The sequence below is a fragment of the Microbulbifer sp. SE14 genome, from assembly GCF_059834885.1.
Genome location: NZ_JCBAJA010000033.1, coordinates 1 through 26,902 on the forward strand (window position 1 = coordinate 1; position 26,902 = coordinate 26,902).

Annotated in this window: 18 protein-coding genes and 1 pseudogene; 12 read left to right on the plus strand and 7 right to left on the minus strand. The window is 59.5% G+C overall.

Features of this window, described 5'->3' with window-relative positions; translation table 11 throughout:
* From AC6R19_RS18930 to AC6R19_RS18940, 3 genes and pseudogenes are all read right to left on the minus strand, one after another.
* Positions 1-148 (minus strand): annotated as a pseudogene (locus AC6R19_RS18930) (transposase); the annotation flags it as partial.
* Between the two features lie 168 nt (positions 149-316).
* A complete protein-coding gene (locus AC6R19_RS18935) occupies positions 317-565 on the minus strand; it encodes a hypothetical protein (RefSeq protein ID WP_500581419.1) in 249 nt (82 codons plus the stop codon).
* Between the two features lie 134 nt (positions 566-699).
* Positions 700-942, minus strand: coding sequence for a hypothetical protein (locus AC6R19_RS18940; RefSeq protein WP_230438157.1), 243 nt, complete (start codon positions 940-942; stop codon positions 700-702).
* A gap of 395 nt (positions 943-1,337) precedes the next feature.
* Between AC6R19_RS18940 and AC6R19_RS18945 the strand changes: the two genes are divergently transcribed.
* Positions 1,338-2,276 carry an integron integrase gene (locus tag AC6R19_RS18945; RefSeq protein WP_500581461.1) on the plus strand — a complete coding sequence of 313 codons (939 nt, stop codon included), beginning with the start codon at positions 1,338-1,340 and terminating at the stop codon, positions 2,274-2,276.
* A 227-nt stretch (positions 2,277-2,503) separates the two neighbouring features.
* Here the strand turns inward: AC6R19_RS18945 and AC6R19_RS18950 are convergent, their stop codons facing one another.
* Positions 2,504-3,280, minus strand: a complete 777-nt coding sequence (locus AC6R19_RS18950) for a ferredoxin--NADP reductase (protein ID WP_500581420.1) — start codon at positions 3,278-3,280, stop codon at positions 2,504-2,506.
* Positions 3,281-3,404: 124 nt separating this feature from the next.
* On the opposite strand from AC6R19_RS18950, the gene AC6R19_RS18955 reads away from it, so the two are divergent.
* Together AC6R19_RS18955 and AC6R19_RS18960 are read left to right on the plus strand one after the other, a co-directional pair.
* Positions 3,405-4,286 carry a LysR family transcriptional regulator gene (locus tag AC6R19_RS18955; protein WP_500581421.1) on the plus strand — a complete coding sequence of 294 codons (882 nt, stop codon included), beginning with the start codon at positions 3,405-3,407 and terminating at the stop codon, positions 4,284-4,286.
* Positions 4,287-4,546: 260 nt separating this feature from the next.
* On the plus strand, positions 4,547-5,311 hold the full coding sequence (locus tag AC6R19_RS18960; protein ID WP_500581422.1) for a FadR/GntR family transcriptional regulator: 765 nt from the start codon (positions 4,547-4,549) through the stop codon (positions 5,309-5,311).
* 276 nt (positions 5,312-5,587) lie between these two features.
* Here AC6R19_RS18960 and AC6R19_RS18965 read toward each other — a convergent pair whose 3' ends face one another.
* On the minus strand, positions 5,588-8,623 hold the full coding sequence (locus tag AC6R19_RS18965; RefSeq protein ID WP_500581423.1) for a TonB-dependent receptor: 3,036 nt from the start codon (positions 8,621-8,623) through the stop codon (positions 5,588-5,590).
* A gap of 519 nt (positions 8,624-9,142) precedes the next feature.
* Here AC6R19_RS18965 and AC6R19_RS18970 point away from each other — a divergent pair.
* The 8 genes from AC6R19_RS18970 to AC6R19_RS19005 all read left to right on the plus strand — a co-directional run bounded on the left by AC6R19_RS18970 (position 9,143) and on the right by AC6R19_RS19005 (position 22,314).
* Positions 9,143-11,419: a chondroitinase-B domain-containing protein gene (locus AC6R19_RS18970; protein WP_500581424.1), complete on the plus strand. Its 2,277-nt coding sequence runs from the start codon at positions 9,143-9,145 to the stop codon at positions 11,417-11,419.
* Positions 11,419-13,671 (plus strand): heparinase II/III domain-containing protein, encoded by a 2,253-nt coding sequence (locus AC6R19_RS18975; protein WP_500581425.1) that lies wholly within the window; start codon positions 11,419-11,421, stop codon positions 13,669-13,671. The genes AC6R19_RS18970 and AC6R19_RS18975 overlap by 1 nt, the downstream gene beginning before the upstream one ends.
* An 11-nt stretch (positions 13,672-13,682) precedes the next feature.
* On the plus strand, positions 13,683-14,024 hold the full coding sequence (locus AC6R19_RS18980) for a cupin domain-containing protein (protein WP_500581426.1): 342 nt from the start codon (positions 13,683-13,685) through the stop codon (positions 14,022-14,024).
* A gap of 15 nt (positions 14,025-14,039) precedes the next feature.
* A complete protein-coding gene (locus AC6R19_RS18985) occupies positions 14,040-15,341 on the plus strand; it encodes an MFS transporter (RefSeq protein ID WP_500581427.1) in 1,302 nt (433 codons plus the stop codon).
* A gap of 62 nt (positions 15,342-15,403) precedes the next feature.
* A complete protein-coding gene (locus tag AC6R19_RS18990; protein WP_500581428.1) occupies positions 15,404-16,153 on the plus strand; it encodes an SDR family NAD(P)-dependent oxidoreductase in 750 nt (249 codons plus the stop codon).
* A 55-nt stretch (positions 16,154-16,208) separates the two neighbouring features.
* Positions 16,209-17,189 (plus strand): sugar kinase, encoded by a 981-nt coding sequence (locus AC6R19_RS18995; protein ID WP_500581429.1) that lies wholly within the window; start codon positions 16,209-16,211, stop codon positions 17,187-17,189.
* A gap of 166 nt (positions 17,190-17,355) precedes the next feature.
* Positions 17,356-20,241, plus strand: coding sequence for a TonB-dependent receptor (locus tag AC6R19_RS19000; protein WP_500581430.1), 2,886 nt, complete (start codon positions 17,356-17,358; stop codon positions 20,239-20,241).
* A 318-nt stretch (positions 20,242-20,559) separates the two neighbouring features.
* Entirely contained in the window at positions 20,560-22,314 is a 1,755-nt protein-coding gene (locus tag AC6R19_RS19005; RefSeq protein ID WP_500581431.1) for a polysaccharide lyase family 7 protein, read from the plus strand.
* Between the two features lie 75 nt (positions 22,315-22,389).
* On the opposite strand, the gene AC6R19_RS19010 is transcribed toward AC6R19_RS19005, so the two are convergent.
* Positions 22,390-23,862 carry a RimK family ATP-grasp domain-containing protein gene (locus AC6R19_RS19010; RefSeq protein WP_500581432.1) on the minus strand — a complete coding sequence of 491 codons (1,473 nt, stop codon included), beginning with the start codon at positions 23,860-23,862 and terminating at the stop codon, positions 22,390-22,392.
* Between the two features lie 147 nt (positions 23,863-24,009).
* Between AC6R19_RS19010 and AC6R19_RS19015 the strand changes: the two genes are divergently transcribed.
* On the plus strand, positions 24,010-25,161 hold the full coding sequence (locus tag AC6R19_RS19015; RefSeq protein ID WP_500581433.1) for a peptidase C39 family protein: 1,152 nt from the start codon (positions 24,010-24,012) through the stop codon (positions 25,159-25,161).
* A gap of 107 nt (positions 25,162-25,268) precedes the next feature.
* On the opposite strand, the gene AC6R19_RS19020 is transcribed toward AC6R19_RS19015, so the two are convergent.
* Complete coding sequence (locus tag AC6R19_RS19020) at positions 25,269-26,891, minus strand: M28 family metallopeptidase (RefSeq protein WP_500581434.1); 1,623 nt, start codon at positions 26,889-26,891, stop codon at positions 25,269-25,271.
* Between the last annotated feature and the right edge of the window lie 11 nt (positions 26,892-26,902).

The following is a 26,902-nucleotide window of genomic DNA, read 5'->3' on the forward strand; positions in this document are numbered from 1 at the left end:
TGTACTTGTTGTAGAAGGGGGAGAGATCGATATGGCCATCGATCAGACGATGGAGGGTGAACTCGAAAGTGCCGGGCTGGAGCTGGTCTTCGAAGTTGATGACGACCATCGCGTCCTGGCTATAGCTGTATTTTCTGAAATTTGGCATATACCCTCCCTTTGAGGGTCAAATTTTACCAAAAAACGCTGGGTTTTAAGAGTTTTTCTACAGCCTGAACGTTGCCAGCAGGGGCGGCCTACGCTGTTTATGCGCGCAGCGCATAGCGTAGGCCGTCCCGCGGAGGCGCGCAGCGCCGGAGCGAACTGCCTGGCCTTGTTATACATCTTTGGCCGCTTTGAGAGCTGCTTTAAGCTTCTCTTTGGAAGCACAAATTTCCATCAACTCTTTCCACTTGATTCTTGTGCCTTTCGCTTTTCCGGTTTTACCTTGACACCACACAAGCCCTGTCATGGTTACGTAGCAATCACCATGAAAGTTTTTACCATCAGGGCTCCTTACTTCGAGCTCGACTCCCTTTTGCTTAACTTCCATTGCTACGTCAAAAGACTTGATGTTCACTTTCATGATGTGATTCCTATTGTGATGTATAACGCCCAGCGCAGGCGCAGCCAGCGCGGAGCACATTTTGTGTTAATGTTTGAGCGCCAGCGAGTAACACAAAAGGTGCGTAGCGTTGGCTGTCGCTCTGCCGCTGTTTGTTAAGCATTGGGCACGCTAGAAGCTACCTGATACGCAAAATAGCCCAAAGCTACCACTAGAATCCAGAATATAACACTTACAAAAACTACCCAGAACCCGCTTGGCTCCTGCCCCTGCTTTGTGAAGGGTTTGCACAGTAGTTGGCCGGGTATCTGAAACATTACTTCAGCCGCTGTAGTGAAAATAATTTCAAAGATAAAGCGACCGAGAACTCGAAAAAAACCACCAACTATTTCTTCCATGAAAAAACCTAAATACTCAAGATGCTTAACATTTATATCGTAGCCCTGAAGGCCGATTTCCCCGCGCCCCATATTTCAAGGCGCAATTGACGCCAGCATGCTCTGAACCCCTTTGAACGTCAACCCTGAGTCCAACATGGTTCGATCGTACAATTTTTGGCAAACGATCCTCGCGACTCATATCCGCATTTTCAACGTCCCTCTATAACCCTTTGATTTTGCTCGGCCCTTCGACCATTTCCAGCGCCATTTCATAAATATCGGCCCCGACGACCGAAATCTTTCCGGCTATTTGGTCACAAAGATAGAATACTGTATAAATACACAGCTTTTCGAGCGAGGGACTGCCCGTGAATGATATACCCGTACCAATTCCCGATCGCCCTACCCGGTTTATGGACCGCTTCAGGGCCTTTATACGCTCGCGGTACCTGGCCTATCGAACCGAGAAAACCTATTGCTTCTGGGTTCGGGACTTTATTCGCTTTCATCAGATGCGCCGCCCTGAGGAAATGGGGCCGGCGGAAGTGGATGCCTGGCTGGGGCACCTGGCCACCCGGCGTTCGGTGTCCCTCAATACCCAGAAGACCGCACTCAATGCGGTTGTGTTTCTCTACAAGCAGTTTCTGGGCATAGACCTCGGCAATCTGCAGTTTGACAAGACCACCAAGGGGCGGCGCTTACCGGTGGTGTTTACACATGAAGAGGCCATGGCTGTGATCGAGCAGCTGCAAGGGCACCATAGGTTGGCGGCGTCATTGATGTACGGTTCCGGCCTCAGGGTCATGGAGGCAGCGCGGCTGCGGGTTCAGGATGTGGATTTTGCCCAGCAGTGTCTTTTCGTAAGGGAGACGAAAGGGGAGAAGTGGCGGCGAACGTTGCTGCCCAAGTCTCTCATCCAGCCCTTGCGGGCGCAGATAGACCTGGCCCTGGCCTTACACCAGCGGGATCTGGAGGAGGGTTTTGGTGAGGTGTACCTGCCCTATGCCCTGGCGAAAAAGTATCCCTCCGCGGCCCGCAGTCCCGGCTGGCAGTATGTATTCCCGGCCCCGGAGCGGTCGGTGGATCCCCGCAGTGGCACAGTCCGCAGGCACCACATCGGCGAGCAACAGATCCGGCGCGCTGTCGCCAGGGCATTGGCGGCCATCGGCATTCGCAAGAAGGCGAGCTGTCACACATTCCGCCACTCATTTGCCACCAATTTACTGGCTGCGGGAACGGATATCCGCAATATTCAGGAGTTACTGGGCCACAATGATGTGAGCACCACAATGATTTACACCCATGTGGTCGGCGCGCATGAGCGAGGCGTAACCAGTCCCCTGGACAGTTAAAAAAACCACCCGGGCGGGTGGTTGGAAAAGGTAGAAGACAACTTCACTGGAAATGTGATTGGCGCCTGTGGGGTGACAAAACACCGGGGTCGACACTCCGAAAACGCGCGGCACCCGTGCCTTTCCCTGTGCGCAGTCCCTGGCGCAGGCGCTCTCGAAGTACCGACTCCGGTGTTTTGTCGAGGTGGGCAGAGCGCGAGCCAGTGTCGCGCTCCGCGAGGAGAGGGTTACTTCTCTACAAAAGCCCGCTCGATCACGTATTCGTGCGGGATACCGGCACGGGTCTCGCGGAAGCCCCAGTCGTCCAGTATCGCAGTCAGGTCCTTCAACATCGCCGGGCTGCCGCAGAGCATAAAGCGGTCTTCCTCGACGTTCGGCTGGGGCACGCCCAGGTCTTTGAACATCTTGCCGGACAGCATCAGGTCGGTCAGGCGGCCGTTGTTGCGGTAGGGCTCGCGGGTCACGGTCGGGTAGTAGAGCAACTGGTCGCGCACCATCTCACCGAAGTACTCGTGGTTCGGCAGTTCGTTTTCGATATGGTCCTGGTAGGCCAGTTCGGACTTGAAGCGCACGCCGTGGGTCAGGATCACTTGGTCGAAGCGCTCGTAGACGTCCGGGTCCTTGATGATGCTGAGGAAGGGCGCCAGGCCGGTGCCGGTGGACAGCAGCCACAGGCGCTTGCCGGGCAGCAGGTGGTCCGCCACCAGGGTGCCGGTGGGCTTGCGGCTGACGAAGATCTCGTCGCCGGGCTTGATCTTCTGCAGCTGCGAGGTCAGCGGGCCGTCCGGCACCTTGATGCTGAAGAATTCCAACTCGTCCTCGTAGTTGGCGCTGGCGATGGAGTAGGCGCGCAGCAGCGGGCGGCCGTTTTCCTGCTGCAGGCCGATCATCGTAAAATGGCCGTTCTCGAAGCGGAAACCCGGATCGCGGCTGGTCTTGAAGCTGAACAGGGTGTCGTTCCAGTGGTGGACTTCGAGCACCTTCTCTATATTCAAATTAGACATAAGTTTAGAACCACTTATTCCTGAATTCTCTTAATGGTTGAATTTTAGCCCTGGAATATCTATTGGCAAAATGGGATATTTCGATATTCGTTATCGATTTTATCAATCGACCTGGGAGAGGATTTTGCGCTATTCCCTTCGCCAGCTGGAAGTCTTCCTCGCCTGCGCCCACTACCAGAACGTGAGCCGCGCGGCGGAGAGCCTGAATATGTCCCAGTCCGCCGCCTCCAGCGCGCTGAAGGAGTTCGAGCAGCAGTTCGAACTACGCCTGTTCGAACGCACCGGCAAGCGGCTGCGCCTGAACGAACTGGGCCGCCAGCTGTGGCCGCGGGCGGAGGAGTTGCTGGAGCGGGCACGGGAGCTGGAGCAGGCCCTGGCCGCACACCGGGACCTGGGGCGGCTGAAGATAGGCGCCACCCTGACCATCGGCAACTACCTGGCCGCCGGGGTCATGGCCCGCTATATGGAGGAGCAGCCGGGGGCGCGGGTGGAGCTGGAGGTGGCCAACACTTCGGCCATCGCCGAGGGGGTGCTGAACTTCGAACTGGACCTGGGCCTGATCGAGGGGGAACTCAATCACCCGGACCTGGAGATGATCCCCTGGCGCGACGACGAACTGGTAGTCTTCTGCGCGCCAGGGCACCCACTTGCCGGACGCAGGCGCCTGTCCGACAAAGATCTGGTCGAAGCCACCTGGATCACCCGCGAACCCGGCTCCGGCACCCGCCAGACCTTCGAGCGCGCCATGGCCGGCCTGCTGCCGCAGCTGCACATACTGCTGGAGCTGCAGCACACCGAGGCGATCAAGCGCGCGGTGGAGGCGGGGCTCGGAATCAGCTGCCTGTCGCGGGTGTCGCTGACCGATGCGCTGAAACGCGGCTCGCTGGTGGAGCTGCCGGTGCCGCAGCGGGATTTCAGCCGCGAATTCTACTTCGCGCTGCACAGGCAGAAATACAGAAGTGCCGGTATCGAGCGCTGGCTGGAGTTGTGTCGGCAGGTGACCTGACACCGGCACGAGAGGTTCGCTGGCCCCCACGTCGGGCATCCGGGCTTCGGAAGCAGTGGTCGACAACCTGCCACCATCAGTCATCAGACCAATGGAAATTGCCTGTAAGACCAATCGTGGTAATATCTTGCCCTATATCCGCCGCTGCCGCTTCCATCGAAGCGGCCGGATTTCAGTCGCCCGGCGTTTCCAAGGGATTGTCGTCCGCTTTCCGGCTGCGCTTTTTAACTGCCAATTTGCTGATGTTCCGGACAGAAACCATGAAAACTGAACCTATCGGTAACGGCCGCCGTATTTATCAGCAGGTGGTCGAGAAGATGCTGGCCCTGCTCGACAGCGGCGAATACCCGCCCGGCGTGCGGCTGCCTTCCGAACGCGAGCTGTCGGAAATGTTCGACGTCAGCCGCCCCAGTATCCGGGAGGCGATCATTGCCCTGGAGGTCATGGGCCGGGTTGCCGTGCGCACGGGGGCCGGCGTGTACGTTACCAAGCCGGTCAGCACCTTCGATGACGCCAAGGATTTCAGCCCATTTGAACTGACCGAGGCACGGGTACTGGTGGAAGGCGAAGCGGCGGCCCTGGCCGCCACCATGATCACCGAGGAGCAGCTCGAAGAGCTGCGCGAAGCCTACCGGGACATGGTGCGCGAGAACGAAGCGGGCAACCTGACGTCGGAACGCGCCGACCGGAAATTCCACGAAGCCATCTCCAAGGCCACCAACAACCGGGTGCTGATGAGCACCATCGATAAACTGTGGGATATCCAGGAACATTCCCCGGATATCCTCACGGTGCACAAATCCGTTTGCAAAAAGGACGGGCAGAAACGCCTCACGGAACACAGGGCCATCCTGCAGGCCCTGGAAAACCGCGACCCCCAGGCCGCCCGCCAGGCGATGCGGCGGCACTTTTCCCGTACCATCGATGCCCTGCATGAAGCCACGGAAGCCAAGGCCGTCGAGGTGGTGCGCCGCGAGGTGTACGAGCGCCGTAAGCGTTTTTCCATCGATCGCCTCGGAGAGTAACTCTCCGCCTTACCACCTTCACAGAAGGTAGCTGCTCACCCCGAAGCCTGGAGAAGAAAGCCGAACTCCAATACAAAGCCCCTGATGTCGGTGGCCATTTGGGAAATGTCTGCCGATGAGGCTTTTTTCCAGATGGCCACCGACAGCAGGGCCGCCCCAGCCTCGGCTTAGTGCCACAGGGATGGGCAGTCAAGTAAAAAAGCCCGCATGAAGCGGGCAAGTTCGTACCGGCGGAAGGTAACGCTGCCGGCGGAGAAGAGACAACGGGAAACCGACTCAGAACTTTGCCTGCAGCCCCAGGAAGACGCGGGGGCCGTAACTGTTCACCTCGCCCAGGTAATCCCTGGTATAGAAGTACTGCTTCTTCGGTTCATCAAACAGGTTGATGGCCTCCAGGCTCAGCTTGAGATTATCGCTGATGCGATAGGAGGCGCGCGCCTCCCAGACACCCACATCGCCCACGTAGCGCAGCCGCGTGCCGTTGCTGGTATACGGCTGGAAGTACTCACTGCGGTACTTGTAGATCAGGCTCGTGTCCAGTTCGCCGATCTGGTAGTAGATCTGGCCGGAGAAAACATGTTCGGAGAAACCCGGCACATTGCCCGGTGCAATGATGCCCCGGGTCTGCGAGTGGACAGAGCCATCATCGGCCAGGACGGTGACGCTGCCGTAGTTGCTGTCTTCAAACTCGAAGTCAGAATCGGCCAGGTTGTAGCTGGCCTTGACACCGAGACCGCTCAGGTAACCCGGCAGATACGAGAAGCGGTGTGTACCGGTGATCTCGATACCGTTCAGGTCGTTGGTCTCTTCATTGGCCCGGGTAATGGTGAAATCCGCTTCAACAGTCTGGCCGTCAACGATAAAGCTTTCGGTGGTGCGCGCCTGCTCGAAGCCGCCCTGGAATTTCTTGTGGTACACACCGAAGGCGAGCATGGTGTCATCGTTGGGATACCACTCGATGGCGGCATCGAAATTCCAGGAGGTCAGCGGTTTCATGCCCGGGTTGCCATCCCCCTCGACATCCTCGATCAACTCACTGATATCGGTGATTTCTTCGGATGAATTGGTGTCGAAGGTGCGCTTGTAACCCAGGTCGCTGGGATCTGGCCGCGACAGGCCGCGGTAGATGGCACCGCGCAACAGCCAATTTTCATCGATATCGGCCACGATATTGAAGCTCGGCAGTGCCTCAACATAGTCGCCGCCGGAGGCAACGCGCTCCAGTTCGTCCCCCTCCACAGCCTGCATGGACAAGGCACCTCCGTCGCCGCTGACGATTTTATAGGGCGTGCGGTAACCAACTGACTCCACTTCCGTCTGCACCACGCGCACACCGAAATTACCGTGAACCGGCTTGTCCATCAGCGCACTTTCGAAGTTCGCCATCACATAGGCGGCCTTGGTGGTTTCGGTCACATCGGTGACTCCGGCACTTCTTTCGTCCAGCTCGGGATAGGCGAAGTCGGCACCTTCCGCGGCGAGAATCATATTTGTCACGCACATGGTGTCGAAGGTGGCCCAGCTGTTGCCGGTTCCGGAGGTCGCCGAACCGGTGGAGGAGTCGACGTTGGTAATCAGGTTGCCGTCACGCTCAGCGCCCATGAAGTCGCTCTCCGGGAATGCGATGGCACAGGCCTCATTGATATCGGCGATAGTTGCGGCACCCGCGTCAGATCCCCGGCTTATGCTGTACTCGGCCCGGTCGGAACCGAGATCGAGATATTCCAGCTCGGAGAAACGCAGGCCTCCCTGCAGGCTTGTGACAAAGCCGCCGTCCAGTTTCCAGTCAAAATCGGTGCGGAAGGCATTCACGGTGTTGCGGCGGTCGACGTCGTTGTCGATGCGCGTGCGGTATGCATCGGAGAACAGGGCGTGGTCGGTAACATCGAAGTCGTTGATCGCATACTGGCGAATACCGGAATCCATATTCCAGCTCACCAACGGCCGATAACCCCCGGCCGTGCTTTCACCTGCGATATTCTCCTTGTCCGACTGGGTACGTACGGAAACCTGCAGTTCTTCCCTCGTGGTTTCAGAGAATGAAACGTCTGCAGATACGCTCAGGTTGTCGGTGAAATCGTAAGAGACGTTGAGGCCGTAACCCAGGTATTCCTCGGTACGGGAGTAGACCTCGCTGTTGGACTCGATGGCAGTCTCCCCCGCCCAACCGAGAACCGCGCCGTTTTCGCTGACCACCAGGGATTCCGCGGTTACGCCCGGGGTGACCCGGCGCATATTGGCAAAATTCAGGTCGTGGCGCTGCTCCGCCTGTATCCGCTCCGACTGCTGCAGATCAAAGTTGATGTCGGTCCTTTCGTTAGGCTGGAACTGCAGGGCCACGAAGACCGAGTCCCTTTTGTCCGACGTATCGTTTTGCCGGTAGCCGTTGGAACTCGGGGCGAACGCAAAGGCGCTGCCATCGCTGTAGGCCCTGCCGGTCTCCGGATCGACATCGGTGTCGTATTCACCACCGGATTTGTGACAGTCGTTGGCGTCTTCACGATAGAAGCCGCTGGTAACCTGGGGATCATTCAGACAGGCATAGAGAGAGCTGCCACTCGGGCTGGAAGAGCGCATCTCCGATTCCGGCTGGGAGATGTCGCTCTTCTGGTAACCCAGGGACACTCCCAGTGCCATGCCGTTGTCGAACTCGAACTGATCCACATAGCTGGCGGTACCGCGGAAGCCGTAATCACCGGCCATGGGGTCGTCGATATTGGATTGATTCGGATTGTAGTTGGCCTTGGTATCGAGCTGGATGCGCTGTTTGCCGTACTCGAGCGGCTTCAGCGTTTCCAGTGCAATCACACCCGCAACACCACCCTCCACGAGGCTGGCGTCCTGGGTCTTATAGATGGCCACCTTGTTCATCAGCTCCGAGGGAAACTGGGAGAAGTTAACCGAACGGTCACCGCTGCCGTTGGTGGCTTCGCGGCCGTTGAAAGTCGAGGCGCTCAGGTATGGCCCCAGGCCGCGGATGGAAATTTCCGTGGCACCGCCATTCTCCCGGTGAGACGCCGCACCGGTCACGGACTCCAGAGCCTCACCGATGGAGAGAGCGGGCATCTCGCCGATCTCTGTGGCCGAGAGGCCGTCGACTATCGTGATCGAGTTGCGCTTGATATCGATAGTGGTCTGGATGGTGGCCCGTGAACCGGTCACCACTATCTCTTCCAGCTCCTGCTGCACGGAGTCCTGGGCCTGGACAGCACTCATATAGGGCACTGCCGCGATTGCACTCACCAGGACCGATTTCTTGAATTTTCTCTCGATCGCCAATAGATCTTTCGCGTCTTTATTATTATTACGCATTGATACCCCCAAGGAAGTCTGCGTTTACGGGTGTGGATATAAATTAGTCCCCGTCCGGGAATGGGACCTACTGCGTGCCCAGAATGCTCTCACTGCGGTTCCATTCCTGGATGTAGACCAACCAGCGCCGCACTCGGGCAACATTTTCTGCACTGCGGGTACGCACATTTCCGGACGACCTCTAACCAATTCCCATCGGCCATCCAGTCCGAACCTACCCTCGGCAGGACCAAACTCTCATCTGCAAACCAGACAGTCAACCAATTTTCCGTTTGAATTCATTTATTGGTCTTACCTCTGAACAAATAATGGTCATTTGTCGCAAAAATATACGGCAGATCGCATAAACTTCACGCGAGACACAAATATTGGTCTGATCTATTGGTTGACAATAAATTATGGCCAATTTACGCTGGCTTCATAACAACAGCGCTGGCCATGGCAATGACCCGGCACCCTGCATATCCGGGCCGGGCCTCGTCCGCATCTGGGCAGGAAAAAAATAATATTCAGGTGATCATGAAAATTTCAGCAACCCAAAAGCTGCTCGCCTCAGCCGTACTTATGTGCGGCCAGGCATCCCTGTTAAGCGCACCGGTATCTGCGGAAGAGTTTTTTGTCAGAACTCAGGAGGAATACGCCCGGGCCGCCAAGGACCTTGCGGCCGGTGATACCATCATCCTTGCCACCGGCACCTGGCGCGACTTCGAGATACTGTTCACCGGCAGAGGTACGAAAGACCAACCCATCACACTCAGGGCAGAGGAAAAAGGCGGGGTAATCCTGTCCGGCCAGTCGAACCTCCGCCTCGCCGGGGAGCACCTGTTGGTATCGGGCCTGGTATTCAAGGACGGCTATTCCCCGAGCAGCGAAGTGATCGCCTTTCGGCGGAACCGGGAGCAGCTGGCCAGCCACTCCCGCGTCACCGAAGTGGTCATCGATGACTTCAGCAAACCGGAGCGAATGGAGTCGGATTACTGGGTTTCCCTCTACGGAAAGAACAACCGCCTTGATCACAGCCACTTGGCTGGCAAGCGCAACAAGGGGGTTACGCTGGCAGTGCGCCTGGACAGCCCGGAAAGCCAGGAGAACCGCCACCGCATAGACCACAACTATTTCGGCCCCCGCCCGGTGTTGGGCTCCAACGGTGGGGAAACCCTGCGCATCGGCACCAGTCACTACTCCCTGACGGATTCCCTGACGGTCGTGGAGAACAATTACTTTGACCGCTGCGACGGCGAGGTGGAGATCATCTCGGTCAAATCCGGCAGCAACCGGATACTCAATAATACCTTCTACCAGTCCCGCGGCACCCTGACGCTTCGCCACGGCAACGGCAACGGCAACCTGGTAGAGGGCAATGTGTTTTTCGGCAACGGGGTCGATCACACCGGCGGCATTCGCGTCATCAACCGCGACCAGCGGATTCGCAACAATTATCTCGAAGGTCTCACAGGCTATCGATTTGGGAGCGGGTTCACCATCATGAACGGTGTGCCCGACTCTCCCATCAACCGCTACCACCAGGTGGTCAACGCGGAGATCGAGAACAACAGCTTTATCAATGTGGAGCATATCCACCTGGCGGCGGGCAGCGACAGCGAGCGCAGTGCGGTGCCGGTGAATTCCCGCATCGCAGACAACATCTTTTATAACGAAAACCGGCGTTCGCCCTTCTCCGTGTTCGATGACATTTCCGGAATCCGCTTCTCGGCCAATGTCTCCAACGGCTTCACAGAGCAGAAAATTCAGAGCGGAATCAGCGCTGGATTGCGCGATCTGCGCCGTGCCGAAAACGGACTCCTTTACCCGGGCGGAACAAAAATGGCGAGTAAAGGCGTCAGTCGCGATTTACAGCCCGTTTCCAAACGTGAAACCGGGGTCAGCTGGTATCCGAAAGCGGACCCGGAAGTGCCTTTCGCCAGCGGCAGGGTCATAGAAGTATCGCCGGGCGAGGATGCCCTGTTCAACGCCATCCAGCAGGCCCGGGATGGAGATACCCTGGCACTGCAACCCGGCACCTACACCGCGCGCAAGCGGCTCAATATCCGGAAAGTGCTGCGTATAGAGGGCACCGAGGCAGCCGAGGTCATTATCCAGGGAGAGCGCCCGGTACTGTTTGAAATTGCCGACGGCGGCAGCCTGGAACTGGAAAGACTGACACTCTCCGGCGCCGCAAGCCCCGACTCTGCCGGCAACACCCTGATCCGCACCGCCCGGTGGGGCATGCTGAAGAACTACCGCTTCACTCTGAGAAACAGCAGCGTACAAGACCTCGACATCAATCACTCCTATCACTTTTTCGACTCCGGCAGCCGGGCATTTGCCACCGATTTTGTGATCGAGAACAGCGTATTCCGGGATATTTCCGGCGACCTGATCAAACTCGACAAGGAACGCGATGATCTAGGGGTCTACAACGCCGAGTATGTACGTATTACCGGCAACCACTTTGAAAGGGTTGGCGGTGCCCTGCTCAACCTCTATCGGGGCGGCAACGATGAAAGCACCTTCGGTCCGCATCTGAACTTTGTTAACAATACCGTGATCTCGTCCGGCAACGGCAGGCGCAATAAATCCGGGGCCCTGCTGTACCTGCATGGCGTGCAGCACACCGGAATAGAAGGCAACAGCTTCACCGACAGCCGGGGAATCCTGGTCGAGCACACGGTGGGCGAACCGTTGACCCGCATTGCCGGCAACCGGTTCATTCGCACCCCGCCAGCGGACGTAAGGGAGCTGGTGGCCGCAGGCCCCCACACCGCCATTCTTGCCAACAACACCGTGACTCAGTAATGCCCGGCCAGAAGAACAGAACCAGATTCAAGCCCGCACTTTCCGCGCTGGCAGTCAGGGTATGCCTCTCCGCCGGTGTTTACGCGGCATCACTGCCATGCGCCGCCGCGGGCGCGCTGGCGGCCTTCCCGAACCTGGTAATCAATGCGGCCGATGTGGATGCCATGCAGGGCGCGATTGCAGAGCCGGGCCGTTTCCGCAACGCGTTCCTCGCCGCCAGGGCCGGTGTGGAAAATGCCCTGTCGGGACCGGTTTCGGTGCCGGTGCCCGTTGATGCCGGCGGTGGCTACACCCACGAGCAGCACAAGAAAAACTATCAGCTGATGTATAACGCCGGTGTGTTGTACCAGCTCACCCGGGACAGCCGCTACTCCGACCGTGTGCGGGATATGCTGCTGGCCTATGCGGAAATCTATCCATCTTTGCCGCTGCACCCGAAACGCCGCCCCGGAGCCAAAAACCCCGGCAAACTCTTCTGGCAGAGCCTGAATGAGGCCGTCTGGCTGGTCTACACCATCCAGGCCTACGATCTGATCCGCCCATCCCTGAGCGATGGCGATGCACAGGAAATCGAGCGCGGCATACTGCGACCGGTGGCCGAATTCCTGTCGGTGGAGTCACCGGAAACCTTCAACAAGGTGCACAACCACGGCACCTGGCTGACGGCCGCCGTAGGTATGGCGGGCTATGTACTCGACGAGCCGGAGTGGGTGGAAAGGGCCCTGCTGGGGCTGGACAAGTCCGGCAAAGGCGGATTCCTTCGCCAGTTGAACACTTTGTTTTCTCCCGACGGCTATTACACGGAAGGACCCTACTATCAGCGCTACGCGCTGATGCCCTTTGTCACTTTTGCCAAGGCCATCGAGAACAACGAGCCGCAGCGGGATATCTTTGCATATCGCGATGGCATTGTGTTGAAGGCAGTGGATACCACCATTCAGCTCAGCTACAACAAGCTGTTTTTCCCCATTAACGATGCCATCAAGGACAAGGGTATCGATACCCCGGAATTGGTTCTCGGCGTGGCCATCGCCTATGGGCAGACAGGCGACGCGCAACTGCTGGATATCGCCGAACAGCAGGGACAGATCCTTCTGACCGGTGACGGCCTCGATGTGGCACGGGGACTGGATGGCGGCAGGCAGGAACCCTATCAATTCAGGTCCAGGCTGTTCCGGGACGGTAAGGACGGCGACCAGGGCGGACTGGTGGTCCTGCGGCAACAGCGGGATGGCGATCAGGCGCTGGTTTTCAAGCCCGCCGCCCAGGGCATGGGGCACGGCCACTTCGACAAGCTCAGCTGGCAGTTCTACGACCGGGGTGCGGAGATTGTTACCGACTACGGTGCGGCGCGCTTTCTCAATGTCGAGGCCAAGAACGGCGGCCGCTATCTGCCGGAGAATGAGAGCTACGCGAAGCAATCCATCGCCCACAACACCCTGGTCGTGGACCAGGCATCACACTTCAATGGCAGCCTGGAAACCGCTGGCGATAAACATCCGGAGCTGTTGTTTTTCCACGCCGACGATCAGGTAAAGATCAGCGCCGCGAAAATCGATACCGCTTATCCCGGAGTTTCACTCAAGCGCACCGTGGCTCTGGTGAACACGCCGGAAAGTCAAAAGTCCTTCGCCATCGACCTCTTCGAGGTGGATTCGGACAGGCCACACCGTCTGGATTTGCCACTGCATTTCAACGGCCAGCTGGTCGACACCAGTTTCGATCTGCGCGTCTTCACCGACACTATTTCAGCCCTGGGAGACGGCAGCGGTTACCAGCACCTGTGGCTGAAAGCCCGCGGAAAGCCGGACTCCGGCCTGGCACAGATCACCTGGCTCAACGACAACGGCCGCTTCTACACCCATTCCAGCCTGACGGACGGCGATACGCACATTTTGTTGACCCAACTCGGCGCCAACGATCCGGATTTCAACCTGCGCCCGGAACAGGCCTTTATCGCGAGGCGCGACAACGCCGGAAAGCACACCTTTGTCAGCGTGCTGGAACCCCACGGGGCCTATAACCCGGCCAGGGAATTCACCCTGCAGGCGGAAAGCCAGGTGACGGCCATAGAGCATCGGAAAGACGCAAGCCTCGAACTGGTTGCCATTTCACTGGACAGCGGCAGCACGCAATTGCTGGCTTTCCACACCAATACCGGAGACTCGGCGGGAGGCGAGCACGCCTTCGAGTTCCGCGGCAAGAGCTATGCGTTCAGCGGCCGCGCCAAACTCTTCACCATTTCCAACTAGAAGGGGACTTTATGCCTGCAAGCGATGCCTTTGTTTTCTCGGAGAGTCGGGAAGTGGAAGACCTCGGCGACGGAATCCGGCGGCAGATTCTCGGCCACGACGACAACCTGATGGTGGTCAAGGTGTGGTTCGAGGAGGGCAGTATCGGCTACCTGCACAAACACCGCCACACCCAGGTGACCTATGTGGAGAGTGGTGAGTTCGAGGTCCAGGTGGATGGGCAGACCAGCACCCTGAAAGCCGGTGACAGTTTTTACATAGCTCCGTATCTCGAGCACGGTGCCGTGTGCAGGAAGGCCGGCGTACTGATCGATACTTTCAGTCCCTATCGGGAAGATTTTCTCAAAGAGTAGACGGGAACAATAAAAATGAAGAACTTGCGCTGGACCATCGTGTCCCTGGTGGCCCTGGCCACGATCATCAATTATATCGACCGTACCGCCTTGTCTGTCATGTGGCCGGGTATCGCCGACGACCTGGGCATGGACAGCCGCGATTACGCCAACATCATGAGCGTATTCCTGATCGCCTACGCCGTGGGCCAGGCGGTGTTCGGGCGCGTCTTCGATGCCCTCGGAACGCGCATCGGTTTCATGCTTTCGATCGTGGTCTGGTCCCTGTCCATCGCCCTGCACGCACTGGCCAGCTCGGTGGCCTCCTTCAGTATTTTCCGCACCCTGCTTGGATTCGGGGAAGCGGGCAACTGGCCGGGCGCCACCAAGGCCAATGCGGAGTGGTTTCCGGCCAGGGAGCGCGCGCTGGCCCAGGGGATCTTCGGCGCCGGCGCCTCGGCGGGCAGTATCATCGCCCCTCCACTGGTTGCTTCCCTGTATGCCTTTCTCGGCTGGCAGGCCACCTTTGTAGTGGTGGCACTGTTGGGCTTCGTGTGGCTGGTGCCCTGGCTGATCATTTACAAGAGCGGCCCCGATGCACACCCCTGGATAACCCCGGAAGAAAGGGAGTTGATCCTCTCCGGACAGATAACGACCCGGAAGGACGACGGCGAAGAGGAATACGTCCCCACCCTGATGGAACTCCTGTCACACCGCCAGAGCTGGAGCGTGATCGGAGCGCGCTTTTTTATCGAGCCCATCTGGTGGCTGTTCGTTGCCTGGCTGCCGTTGTATCTGAATGACAAATTCGGCTTCGACGTCAAGGCCATTGGCGCCTCGGCGTGGATCCCCTACGTCGGCGCAGCCATGGGCGCGCTCTTCGGGGGCTGGCTGTCCGGGCGCCTGATCAGCAGCGGATGGAGCGTGAACAGATCGCGCAAATCTGCCGTGGTTGTCGGCGGTGCACTGATGCTGCCAGCACTGCTCGCCACAACCGTGGCCGCCACTCCCACGCTGGCGCTGGGGTTGATCACGGTGATCCTGTTCGGCTTCCAGGCTGCCATCAACAACATACAAACCCTGCCGAGCGATTATTTCTCCGGCAAGAGTGTGGCCAGTCTGGCCGGTATCAGTGGCGCCGTGGGCGTGGTAAGCGTGATCACCGCCATTCAGCTGGTGCCGGTCATCACCGACGACGGCACCTACTATCCACCTTTTTTCATTCTGGGCGCCTCGCTGGTTCCGATGATGCTGGTTTCGGTGCTGTTCGTGGGCGGTCGTATCGCTCCGGTGCGGAAGAAACAAGATGGCAATCACGCGGTTGAAGCGGTCGGTTGACGGCCACTCAATCGGATCTCCCTATTCATTCATTGATTTTTGAAGATACGTCAGGAGTAGACATGAAACTGAAAGGCAAGGTAGCGATCGTCAGCGGCGGCGCGCGAGATATTGGCAAGGCGGTGTCCCTGAAGCTGGCCGCGGAAGGGGCGAAAGTGGTCATCAACTACTTCAGCAACAGCCAGAACGCCGAAGAAACCCTGCGGGAAATCCACCAAGCCGGCGGCGAAGCCATCATCGTTCAGGGGGATATGACCAAACAGGCGGATGTGGCGCGCCTGATCCAGACGACCCTGGATAGCTACGGGTCCACCATCGATATCCTGGTAAACGTGGCGGGCGGCCTGGTCGCGCGCAAAGCGCTCGATGAAATGGACGAGGACTTTTTCAACCATGTCATCAGCCTCAATCTCAACAGTACCTTCCTGCTGACCAAGGCCGTAGTACCGCATATGGATGGCGGTGCCATCGTCAACCTGGCCTCCCAGGCGGGACGCGACGGCGGCGGTCCCGGTGCCTCCGCCTACGCCACGGCCAAGGGCGCGGTGATGACTTTTACCCGCGCCATGGCCAAGGAGCTGGGCCCGCGGAATATCCGCGTCAATGCGCTGTGCCCGGGAATGATCAGCACCACATTCCACGACACCTTCACCAAGGACGAGGTGCGCAGCAACGTGGCCAATGCCACACCACTGCGCCGGGAAGGGAAGGCCATGGAGGTGGCGGACGTAGTGGCCTTTATGGCCTCCGGAGAGGCCGCGTTCCTGACCGGCGTCAACCTGGATACCAACGGCGGCCTGCTTTTCTCCTGAGGAGGCAACGTATCAAACACAGGTTAACCCACTGAATGGAATGGCGGATCGATCGATGGGAAAAGAATTGGCTGTGCTCGGCGAGTGCATGCTGGAAATCAACCTCGCCGAAGGCATGAACGCCGCCGACAACACGCTGGCGGCTGGCCTGTCCTTCGGTGGCGACACGCTCAATACCGCGCTGTACCTGTCGCGGCTGGGCTTCCCCGTGGACTATGTGACCGCCCTGGGGGACGACCACCTGAGCGACTGGATGTTGCAGCAGTGGCAACGGGAAGGTATCGGCTGCGCCCTGGTCCAGCGGCAAAGCAACGCCACGCCGGGGCTGTACCTGATAGAGACCGATGAGCAGGGCGAGCGCAAGTTTCTGTACTGGCGGGAAAAGTCCGCGGCGCGGCGCCTGCTGGATCATCCCGCGAATGCCAGCGACCTGTTCGCACAGCTTATGGAGTTCCGGGCGATCTACCTGTCCGGTATCACTCTGGGAATTTACTCATCCTACGCGCGGGAATGCCTGTTTGAATTCCTGGATGACTTCCGCCTTGCCGGGGGAAGAGTCATTTTCGACGGAAACTATCGCCCGGGACTCTGGAGCGGGGAGGCCCTGACACGGCAGGCCTATCAGCAGATGTATCGCCGCACCGATATCGCGCTTCCCACTCTCGAGGATGAACAGGCCCTGTTCGGTGACAGCAATGAAGAAGCCGTAATCGAGCGGCTGACCAGCCTCGACGTCAATGAAATTGTGCTGAAGAAAGGCGCGGACGGCTGTGAGGTAATCACCGAAAGAACCAGGGAGGTGGTCGCCACCCAAAAGGTGGTGCCGGTGGATACCACGGCGGCGGGAGACTCATTCAACGCCGGTTACCTGGCACACCGCCTGGGTGGGAGCTCCGCCACCGAGGCGGCAAGAAATGGCCACATGCTGGCGGCGCTGGTGATCCAGTACCGGGGAGCCATCATTTCGCGCACCGCGATGGGGCTCTCAAATGATGTGCCGACATCTTTACATTTACGCGGCGCCGGCGCTGCATAAAAAGGAAACTGGAAAATTAATCCCTTTATGAACTGCTGAATCTGTCTGTGTTGTTGCCAAATGGCTCTTGGGGTGCTGTTGGCAGGTTGTGCGCGATTGGTTTAACCCCGCAGATGCGAGCGAAAAACAATAAAGATCGTCTTTACCACGAGAGGAAAATAATCAGATGAAAAAGTATAAAAGAGTAAGTAGGCAGAGCGCGATGAGAGATATCAGTATGCTGATGCTGTCTGCATCCAGCATGGCCCTGGCGCCGGCGGTCATGGCGCAAGAGGCCATGGAGGAAGTGGTTGCCGTTGGTATCCGCCACAGTCTTGAGGCCGCCGTGGATGCCAAGCGCAACGAAGATAGAATTGTAGACGCAGTGGTTGCGGAAGACATCGGCAAGCTGCCGGACAACAACATCGCCGAAGCCCTGCAGCGCGTGACGGGTGTATCCATCAACCGCGACTTCGGGATCGGTTCCGAAGTATCCATCCGCGGCCTCAAGCAGAACCGGGTGGAGATCAACGGCCGCTCTACGCTGGGAGACGGCCGTAACGGCATCAATTTCCAGGATTTCCCTGCGGACTTCCTGTCCAGGGTAGAGGTTATCAAGTCGCCGACGCCGGAAATGATAGAAGGTGCCCTGGGCGGCACCATTAGCCTGGTAACCACACGCCCGCTGGACCTGAATGCGCCACTGGCATCCGTATCTTTCCAGGGTGAGTATGCAGACAAGGCCGACAACTGGGCGCCGATATTCAGTACATCTGTCGGCGACAGTTGGGATCTGGGCGAATCCGGTACCTTTGGCGCCATGGCCTCGGTCTCCTACCAGGACCGCACTCTGCGCCGGGATGAGTCGCTTCTCCAACTTCAGGTCGGCCCGGTCGACTTCAATAGTGACGGAGAGATTAACGCTGTCGACGATGCAAAGAACACGCCCAGTGGCAACTATGTCTACGGCCGGGAGCATACCTTCAACCCACAGACAGAGCGCCGTGAGCGCACCGCTTTCAACGTTTCGTTGCAGTGGGCACCCGCCTCCGAACAGGGGATGTTTTACCTGGACCTGAACACCACGGAAAGGACGGGAAGCCAGGAGGCCTTCTCACTGCTTCATGTCGGTGGCATACCGGTTACAATACCGGGCACAACTTATGAAGACGGCAACGGCCAGCTGCAAAACTTTACCTATGAAAGTGTCCTCCCCATTCAGACAGCGGCTTCCAGTTTCCGTAATACAGACTCTTACAGCCACGCCTTTGGTGGCGAGTGGAACTTCACCGAACAACTGAAGGTTTCCGCCGAATACGCCACGGCAGAATCAGATACCTACAAGCCAAAATCCGAGTTTCGGTTTCGAGCCATTGATCACGCCCTGGAAGGGGACGGCCATCCAGATGCCAACGAGTGGAAGGTGCCGGTCAGCTTCGAGAACAGCGCAAGCGGTGCACCGGTGGTCGACTTCGCCGATGGATATGTATTCACCGATCAACATAACCAGGCGTTCCGTCGCTACGAAGATACGCGCACCAATGTCACCAACCAGGAAGACGCCTTTCGCCTGGACCTGGAATATTCCGCGCCCTTCGGCCTGGACTGGGTATCCGCCGTAAAGACCGGTGTACGTTTTACCAGCCGCGACTACGAACAGAATCAACGTCAGTTTCGTTTAACCAATATTTATAAAGACCTGACGGATAGTGACGGCAATCCCGACATCATCTGGATGGAGGATATCGCCGCGCAGTTCCCGTCGGCCATCACTGACTATCAATTTGATGACGCTTTCGAGCATACCGGCCAGAGCGGCGTATACGAACTGGCCAGGGTTACGGCCTTTGATGTCGGCCTGCTGCAGGATCAGGAAGCGACTTACAATATTGTCAAACAGCTGGTGGCGGGCACCAACTACGCTGTCGAGGGCGATCTCGCCGATAACCTGGAGTATATGGAAAGCGGCTACTCGGCGATCAGCGAGGAGACGTCCGCATTCTATCTGCAGGCCAACCTGGACTTTGGCAGTGTGCGTGCCGTTGTGGGCGGCCGCTACGTGGAAACTGAAATTGCTTCGAGCGCCTACCAGGATACGAACGGGGTATCGGAAATTGTCACAGATGGCACCAACTACGACGATTTCCTGCCGAGCCTGAATGTTACCTGGGGCCTGAGCGATGACACCCTGCTGCGTTTTGCCGCGGGCAAGGTAATGCGCCGCGCTGATTTCGGCGAATTGAGCCCTGCATATCGGTTCAGGGATGCCTATATCGCGGCCGATCGCGGCAACCCGGCTTTGGAGCCCTACCGCGCAACCCAATATGATATTTCGGCTGAACACTATTGGGGCAACGGCAACATGCTATCCGCGGCGCTCTTCTATAAAGACATTGCATCTTTCCTGAAGAGTACCTCGGAGTGTAAGAACCTGCCTGAGATCGTCAGCACCCTGAGTAACACTGACGACTACGAGAAGATATGCCTGTGGAATGTCGAAGGCCCTATCCAGTATGCCAATGCGAGTACCCCTGTATCGGACATGGGCATTGAGACCGACCTCGTGACCAACGGTGAGGAAGGTAAGGTCCAAGGCTTCGAACTGGGCTACCAGCAGGCCTTTGACTTCCTGCCTGGCGCCTGGTCCGGTCTGGGCCTGAGTGCCAACTATACCTATTCCGACAGTGAAGATCCGGATGGGGTACCCCTGGAAGATATATCCAGGAATACCTTCAATACCCAGCTTTATTATGAGTACGAAGGGTTCGGTATCCGTTTGGCATATACCTACCGCGACCGTTTCCTGGACAACAACGACACCAAACGGGTTCGCCCCCTGGGTGTCACCGTAGGCGCCGATCCTGACGACCCAACCCTGGGTAATGATTACCGCGAAGATCTGCAGCAACTGGATGTGTCAGCCACCTATGACATTAGCGACGACGTCACAGTCGTGGCGAATGTCACCAACCTGACTGCTGAACCGACCATTAACACCGGCGCAAACGGCACAGTTTTCCAGGTAATGGAAACCGACCGCCGCTTCGTTTTGGGTGTTCGCGCCAGGTTCTGATCTGAACCGGCGTTACCTTGGCCCGCCCCGCATTGGGTTTGCGGCTCTCAGACAGGCCAGCCGGGCCCACCAGTAACACAATAACAACGGTGGGCCGGCACCCGGCTTGTAGTTTTTGGAATCCATATTTGCAGTAAGGGCCACGGATCGCGCTCCTGTTGTGCCGAGAATTTCTGTTGCCCGTATTACAACCCTGCTGCTGTGCAGTACCTGCCGCAGATAATTCCACCCCGAAAGACCAAAAATGAGGGTTCAATGAAACGTTTAAAATCATCTCTGGTGGTGAGGACAAGTTGTGCCGCGATACTGAGTGTTTGTATGGCGGGTGCCAATGCCTCAGTGCAAAACCCGGGCTTTGAAAGCGACTGGAATAGCTGGACGGACACGGATCCATCCGCCATTTCCGGAGTTGCCCACAGCGGCAGTAAATCCGCCAAAATTACCGGTAGTGGCGGACGTTTCGAACAGCAGGTGTCCGTCAGCACCAACACCAATTATCGCCTCAGTGCCTATGTGCTCGGTGACGGCACCATCGGCGTCGAGGCCGGTGGCAGCACCTACGATGCGGGCACTTCCAGTTCGGACTGGCAACCGGTTGAAGTGGAGTTCAACAGCGGCAGCGCACAGAGCGTTACCGTATTTGGCGCTTACGGTGGTGGAGAGGGGCGCTTTGACACCTTTGCGCTGGAAGATCTCGGTAGCTCAAGTTCGAGCAGTTCGGGTAGCTCCGGCGGCTCGTCCGGCGGCTGCACGTCCGGCAGTAACCTGGCCGTGGCCGCCGCTTATGACGACGGCACCAATGACGGCCACGGCCCGGAAAATGTACTGGACGGCAGCCTGGCCAGCGAATCCCGCTGGTCGTCCCAAGGCGTCAAGTGGATTACGCTCGATCTCGGCAGCGTAATGACCGTAGAAGGCGTGGACATTGCCTGGTACCAGGGCGACCAGCGCACCAGCTTCTTCTATATCGAAACCTCAACCGACAACAGTAACTGGACCACTGTGCTGAGCAGTGGGCAGTCCAGCGGCACCAGTGCCGATATGGAGCACTATGACGTCACCGACTCCGATGCCCGCTACGTCCGCCTCACCGGCAGTGGCAATAGCTACAACAACTGGAACAGCATCCTCGAGTTCGATGTGATCGGTTGCGGGGATGGCGGCAGCTCAAGTTCCAGTGGCGGTTCCGGCGGCAGCTCGAGCTCCGGTGGCAGCTCGGGTGGCGGCCTGGATCCGTCCCTGCCGCCCTCGGGCAATTTTGAGCTTGTCGACTGGTATCTGAGTGTGCCCACCGACGACGACGGCAGTGGCACGGCGGACTCCATCAAGGAGAACGAACTGAGCGGCGGCTATGAAAACAGCAGCTATTTCTACACCGCCAGCGACGGCGGCATGGTATTCCGCTGTCCGATTGACGGCTACAAGACCTCTACCAATACCTCCTACACCCGCACCGAACTGCGGGAGATGTTGCGGCGGGGGGATACCAGTATCAGCACCAAGGGTGTCAACGCCAACAACTGGGTTTTCGGCAGCGCGCCCTCGTCAGCGCGAGATGCCGCCGGCGGCGTGGACGGGGTATTGCGCGCGACCCTGGCGGTGAACCACGTCACTACCACCGGCAGCAGCAGCCAGGTGGGGCGCGTCATCATCGGCCAGATCCACGCCAACAACGACGAGCCCCTGCGCCTCTACTACCGCAAGCTGCCGGGCAACAGCAAGGGGTCCATCTATTTCGCCCACGAACCGAAAGGCGGCAGCGACGTCTACTACGAAATGATCGGCAGCCGCTCCAGCAGCGCATCGGACCCCGCCGACGGCATAGCGCTGGACGAAGTGTTCAGTTACGAAATAGAAGTGGTGGGAAATACGCTCACCGTGACCATATCCCGTCCCGGCAAGACCGATGTCGTGCAGAGCGTCGATATGAGTGGCAGCGGCTATGACACATCGGACCAGTACCACTACTTTAAGGCCGGAGTGTACAACCAGAACAACACGGGTGACGGTAGCGACTATGTACAGGCCACCTTCTACGCCCTGGAAAACACCCACGACGGCTATGCGTACTGAGGTCTTCCGCAACACCGCCGCGTAGGAGGGAAACTTGTGTTCGCCCACCGCCGAGGGCGAGCACAGGGTTCGCCCCTACGTCTCCTGCCCGGCGCGCCGCGCATCCAGCCGCCGGGCGAATTCCTGCAGTATCAGCCGGTACAGCTCCCGCCCCAGGTACTTGTCCTCGACGCCGCTGTCGATGGACGGGTTGTCGTTCACCTCGATCACATAGCCCCTGCCGGCGGACTCCTTGACGTCCACGCCGTAGAAGCCGTTGCCGATCGGCTTGGTGGCCTTGAGCGCGGCCTGCAGCACGGCTTTTGGCACCTCGAAGGTCGGCAGGGTCGAGAAGCCGCCGCTGATGTTCTTCTTGTTGTTGTGGTTGTAGATCTGCCAGTGGTTCTTCGCCATGTAGTAGCGGCAGGCGTAGAGCGGCTTGTTGTTCAGCACGCCGATGCGCCAGTCGAATTCCGTGTACAGGAATTCCTGCGCGAGCAGCAGGCTGGATTCGGCGAACAGCTCCCCTATCTTGTCCCGCAGCTCCTCCTCGCTCTGCACCTTGACCACGCCGCGGGAGAAGGAGCCGTCGGGGATCTTGATCACCATCGGCAGGCCCAGTTCCTCGAGCGCCTTCCGCAGGCTGGCCTCGTCGCCGCGGCGCAGTATGCAGGTCCTGGGGGCCGGCACCTTGTGGGTCGCGAAGAGATCGGCCAGGTAGATCTTGTTGGTGCAGCGCAGGATGCTGGTCGGGTCGTCAATCACCACCAGGCCCTCGGCCTCCGCCTTCTTGGCGAAGCGGTAGGTGTGGTGGTCAATCGCCGTAGTCTCGCGGATAAACAGGGCATCGAACTCCGGCAGGCGCATATAGTCCGCCGGGGTGATCATCTCCACCGAGAAACCCAGCTCGCGGCCGGCGCTGGCGAACTTCTTCAGCGCGCTCTGGTCCGACGGCGGCAGCGCCTCCTCCGGGTTCACCAGTATCGCCAGGTCGTAACGGCTGTTGGCGCTCTTCTTGCGCGGGCGCCACACCTGGTTGCTGAAACTGTCCAGGGCGTCGGCGAAGCGCGTCTCCTCCTCCTCGTTCAGCTCTTTGTGGGAGCAGATGCGCAGGTCGACGATCTCCCAGGACTTCTCGCAGGCGAGGTGTATCTCCAGTACCGGGCAGGCGAAGCGGTCGAACAGCAGTCTTGAGAGCGGCTGCAGGGCCGGCTCGGCGCACTGGCCGAAGTAGGACTTGACCACCAGGTGGGTGCCCGGCGCCTCGGGCCGGCGCAGCTTGTTCAGGGCCGGCAGCACCCGCGCCAGCTGCAGCTTGTACAGCTGCGGCAACGACAGGTCGTTCAGGGTGCGCACGCTCGGCAGCACATGGTGGCTGCGCGCCTCCGCCAGCAGCGAGCAGTAGTAGCCCTCGGAGCGGTAGTCGTAGTCGGCACAAAGGTTGATGACCCGCACCCGTTGCTGGCGGGGCGGGAGCTGCAGGTAGTCGGCAAAGGTGATCACGCGCTCACTGGGGTAGTAGGGTGCCCAGTCTTCGAGCTGGTCGATCACGATTAGCACCTGGGACATGGAGATAGGCGCCTCGGGAAGGTCATTAAAAGCCTGCGAAAGATAGAAGAAATTTTGTCCAGCTCCTATCTTTTTTTGCGCCTTTTGCTAATGTTGCTCCGCCGCAGCTTCGCGGTGTCCTGAGGCGCCCGAAGGCGGGCCGCAAACATGTCTGTTCAGTCCTTCCCAACCTACACCATTCGCGTCGCCGAGCCCGCGGACGTGCCCACCCTGCACTGGCTGGAGCAGGCCTGTTTCGACGGCGACCGCCTCAGCCGCAGGCGCCTGCGCCACTGGGTGGCGGCGGAGAATCGTGTCTTCCTGGTGGCGGAGCGGGGCGAACAGCTGCTCGGCTATGTGCTGGTGCTGCTGCGCCGCGGCACCCGCCTGGCGCGCCTCTACTCCCTTGCGGTCGGCCCCGCCGGACGCGGCCAGGGCATCGGCAAGGCCCTGCTGGCGGCCGCCGAGGAGGCCAGCAGCCAGAGCGGCCGCCTGTTTATGCGCCTGGAGGTGGCCGAGGACAACCACGCCGCCATCGGCCTCTACCAGCAGCTCGGCTACCGCACCTTCGGCAGCTACCCCAACTACTACGAGGACGACGGCAATGCCCTGCGCATGCAGAAGCGCATCCGCTATCGCCCGGAGCACCTGTGCAGTCTGGACGTGCCCTGGTACGGCCAGAGCACCGACTTCACCTGCGGCCCGGCGGCGGCGATGATGGCCATGGCGGCGCTCTGCCCCGACTACCGACCCTCGGTCAGCGAGGAGCTGGCCCTGTGGCGCCAGGCCACCACCATCTTCATGACCTCCGGCGCCGGCGGCTGCCACCCGGTGGGGCTGGCCCTGGCGATGCGCGCGCGGGGCTTCGACTGCGCCGTCTACCTGAACCAGAGCACGCCGCTGTTTGCCGGCGGCGTGCGCTCGGCCAAAAAGAAGGCGGTGGTACAGCAGGTGGACGCCGACTTCCGCGCGGCCGCCCGGGAACAGGAGATCCCGGTTATCGAACAGGAATTCACCCAGGAGCAGCTGCAGCAGTGGCTGGAGGAAGGCGCCCTGGCGCTGCTGCTGATCAGCACCTACCGCCTGGACGGCAAGAAGGTGCCCCACTGGGTGACCCTGACCGGTATCGACGAGGAGTGCCTCTATGTGCACGACCCGGATGAAGACGACGAGCAGAACCCCCTCGACAGCCAGTACCTGCCGATCGCGCGGGAGGATTTTGCCAGGATGTCGCTGTTTGGGCGGGAGAGGCTGCGCACCGCCGTGGTGGTGCGCAGTTGCGGGGCTGTGGATCCGAAACCGACAAAACCGACAAGTTGAGGGCCGGGCGCAGCACCGTGTAGGAGCCTGCCCTGCAGGCGAATTGATCCGTGCTCCGTAGCCGTTCGCCTGCAGGGCAGGCTCCTACAAAGCTGTGCCCGCGGCGCTCACTGCTTGCTGAACAACTCACCAAAGAAGTCCCCGCTGTACCAGCGCGGCTTGCCATCCGCGTCCGCCACTTCCCGCGCAATTGCGTAGTTCACCTCGGTGAACTGCTTCGCTGCCGGGTAGCTGATCTGTTCGTCGGCCACGTCTGACGGGCGGTGGTAGCGCTCCTGCAGGAACTGCATCTGCATGGCGGTGCCGTCGATTGCCGGGTCCAGTGCCTCGCGGCCGGTGATCAGGTAGATGGCCGGCACCCCCTGGCGCACGAAGTTGTAGTGGTCGCTGCGCACGAAGATCACCTGTTCCGGCATGGGGTCCGGGCTCAGTTTGAGGCCGGTACGTTTGGCCGCGCGCTCGGCGGTCCTGCCCAGGGTGGAATGCTCGGCGCCGAAGGCGATGATGTCCCTGAACGGATACAGCAGCATCGGCATATCCAGGTTGATGTTCACCACCATCGACTGTGACGGCACCGGCGGGTGCCGGGCGAAGTAGTCGGAGCCCAGCAGGCCCTTCTCCTCGGCGGTTACCGCGACGAACATCAGCGAGCGTCGCGGGGCCCGGCCGGACTGGATAAACAGGCGCGCCGTCTCCAGCATCACCGCGATGCCGGCGGCATTGTCCTGGGCGCCGTTGTTTATCTGGCCGTCCTCCTCCACGCCGATATGGTCCAGGTGCGCGGAGAAGACCACATACTCATCCTTCAATTCCGGATCGCTGCCGGGCAGCACGGCGACCACATTGGGGCTGGTGATTTTTTTGTGCGTGGCGCCGCTGGTCAGCTCGGCCCTGTAGGGAAGCGGGAAGCCGCGCGGCGCCAGGCCGTTTTCCATTTCGGTGAAGATGGTTTCCAGGCTGCGCTCGGCGCTCACGAACAACTGGCGCGCCGCGGGAATGTCCAGCATGACGCCCGGGTGCAGGCCGGGAATGGCATTGCCGGGCACATCGTCGGTATCGATCCAGTCGAAGTTGTCGTCACGCAGGTGCTCCAGGGAGCGCTCGAAGGACCAGCGCTTCTCCCGCTGCGGGGTGTTCAGGGTGATGGTGCCGACGGCGCCGTGGCGCGCGGCCGTCTCGCGCTTGGTGCGGCTGGACGAATAGTGGGCGCCCACTTCATTGGGCATATTCTTTGGCCGCCCGGAGAGCATCACGACTATCTTGCCGCGCACATCCAGGCCCTGGTAATCGTCCACGCCGTACCCGGGCGCGTCTATGCCGAAGCCGACGAAGACCAGCTTGGCGGTGGTGACCGTGTCCTCGCTGTGGGTGGGCGGGGAGGCGACAAAGTCCTCGCCGAACTTGAAGGTGATGTCGCCCTCGCGCCCCTGCAGTACCAGCGTCGGCTCGCGCCCGCCCCAGCCGGCGCGCACGAAGGGCACCTGCTGCAGGTAGCCCTGGCTGCCGGCGGGCTGCAGGCCCATGCGCTCGAACTCCCTGGCCACATAGTCGGCCGCCGCGCGGTAGCCGGCGCTGCCGGTCTCGCGCCCGGCCAGTTCGTCCGCGGCCAGGTATTCCACGTGGGTGCGGATATTTTCGCTGTCGGCGCTGGGAATCGGCGCCGGGGAAGTGGTGGCGCAGGCCACCAGGGCACCCGCAAGCAGGGCGCCGAGAAGAGTACGGATTCTCATCGGGAACGTCT

What these genes read in the sequence shown, in the direction of transcription:
- AC6R19_RS19015 (WP_500581433.1), top strand. Translation starts at nt 24,010, where the DNA reads ATGTCTGTTCAGTCCTTCCCAACCTACACCATTCGCGTCGCCGAGCCC.
- AC6R19_RS18945 (WP_500581461.1), top strand. Translation starts at nt 1,338, where the DNA reads ATGGACCGCTTCAGGGCCTTTATACGCTCGCGGTACCTGGCCTATCGA.
- AC6R19_RS19005 (WP_500581431.1), top strand. Translation starts at nt 20,560, where the DNA reads ATGGCGGGTGCCAATGCCTCAGTGCAAAACCCGGGCTTTGAAAGCGAC.
- AC6R19_RS18985 (WP_500581427.1), top strand. Translation starts at nt 14,040, where the DNA reads ATGAAGAACTTGCGCTGGACCATCGTGTCCCTGGTGGCCCTGGCCACG.
- AC6R19_RS18935 (WP_500581419.1), bottom strand. Translation starts at nt 565, where the DNA reads ATGAAAGTGAACATCAAGTCTTTTGACGTAGCAATGGAAGTTAAGCAA.
- AC6R19_RS19010 (WP_500581432.1), bottom strand. Translation starts at nt 23,862, where the DNA reads ATGTCCCAGGTGCTAATCGTGATCGACCAGCTCGAAGACTGGGCACCC.
- AC6R19_RS19020 (WP_500581434.1), bottom strand. Translation starts at nt 26,891, where the DNA reads ATGAGAATCCGTACTCTTCTCGGCGCCCTGCTTGCGGGTGCCCTGGTG.
- AC6R19_RS18980 (WP_500581426.1), top strand. Translation starts at nt 13,683, where the DNA reads ATGCCTGCAAGCGATGCCTTTGTTTTCTCGGAGAGTCGGGAAGTGGAA.
- AC6R19_RS18960 (WP_500581422.1), top strand. Translation starts at nt 4,547, where the DNA reads ATGAAAACTGAACCTATCGGTAACGGCCGCCGTATTTATCAGCAGGTG.
- AC6R19_RS18970 (WP_500581424.1), top strand. Translation starts at nt 9,143, where the DNA reads ATGAAAATTTCAGCAACCCAAAAGCTGCTCGCCTCAGCCGTACTTATG.
- AC6R19_RS18965 (WP_500581423.1), bottom strand. Translation starts at nt 8,623, where the DNA reads ATGCGTAATAATAATAAAGACGCGAAAGATCTATTGGCGATCGAGAGA.
- AC6R19_RS18990 (WP_500581428.1), top strand. Translation starts at nt 15,404, where the DNA reads ATGAAACTGAAAGGCAAGGTAGCGATCGTCAGCGGCGGCGCGCGAGAT.
- AC6R19_RS19000 (WP_500581430.1), top strand. Translation starts at nt 17,356, where the DNA reads ATGAAAAAGTATAAAAGAGTAAGTAGGCAGAGCGCGATGAGAGATATC.
- AC6R19_RS18950 (WP_500581420.1), bottom strand. Translation starts at nt 3,280, where the DNA reads ATGTCTAATTTGAATATAGAGAAGGTGCTCGAAGTCCACCACTGGAAC.
- AC6R19_RS18995 (WP_500581429.1), top strand. Translation starts at nt 16,209, where the DNA reads ATGGGAAAAGAATTGGCTGTGCTCGGCGAGTGCATGCTGGAAATCAAC.
- AC6R19_RS18940 (WP_230438157.1), bottom strand. Translation starts at nt 942, where the DNA reads ATGGAAGAAATAGTTGGTGGTTTTTTTCGAGTTCTCGGTCGCTTTATC.
- AC6R19_RS18975 (WP_500581425.1), top strand. Translation starts at nt 11,419, where the DNA reads ATGCCCGGCCAGAAGAACAGAACCAGATTCAAGCCCGCACTTTCCGCG.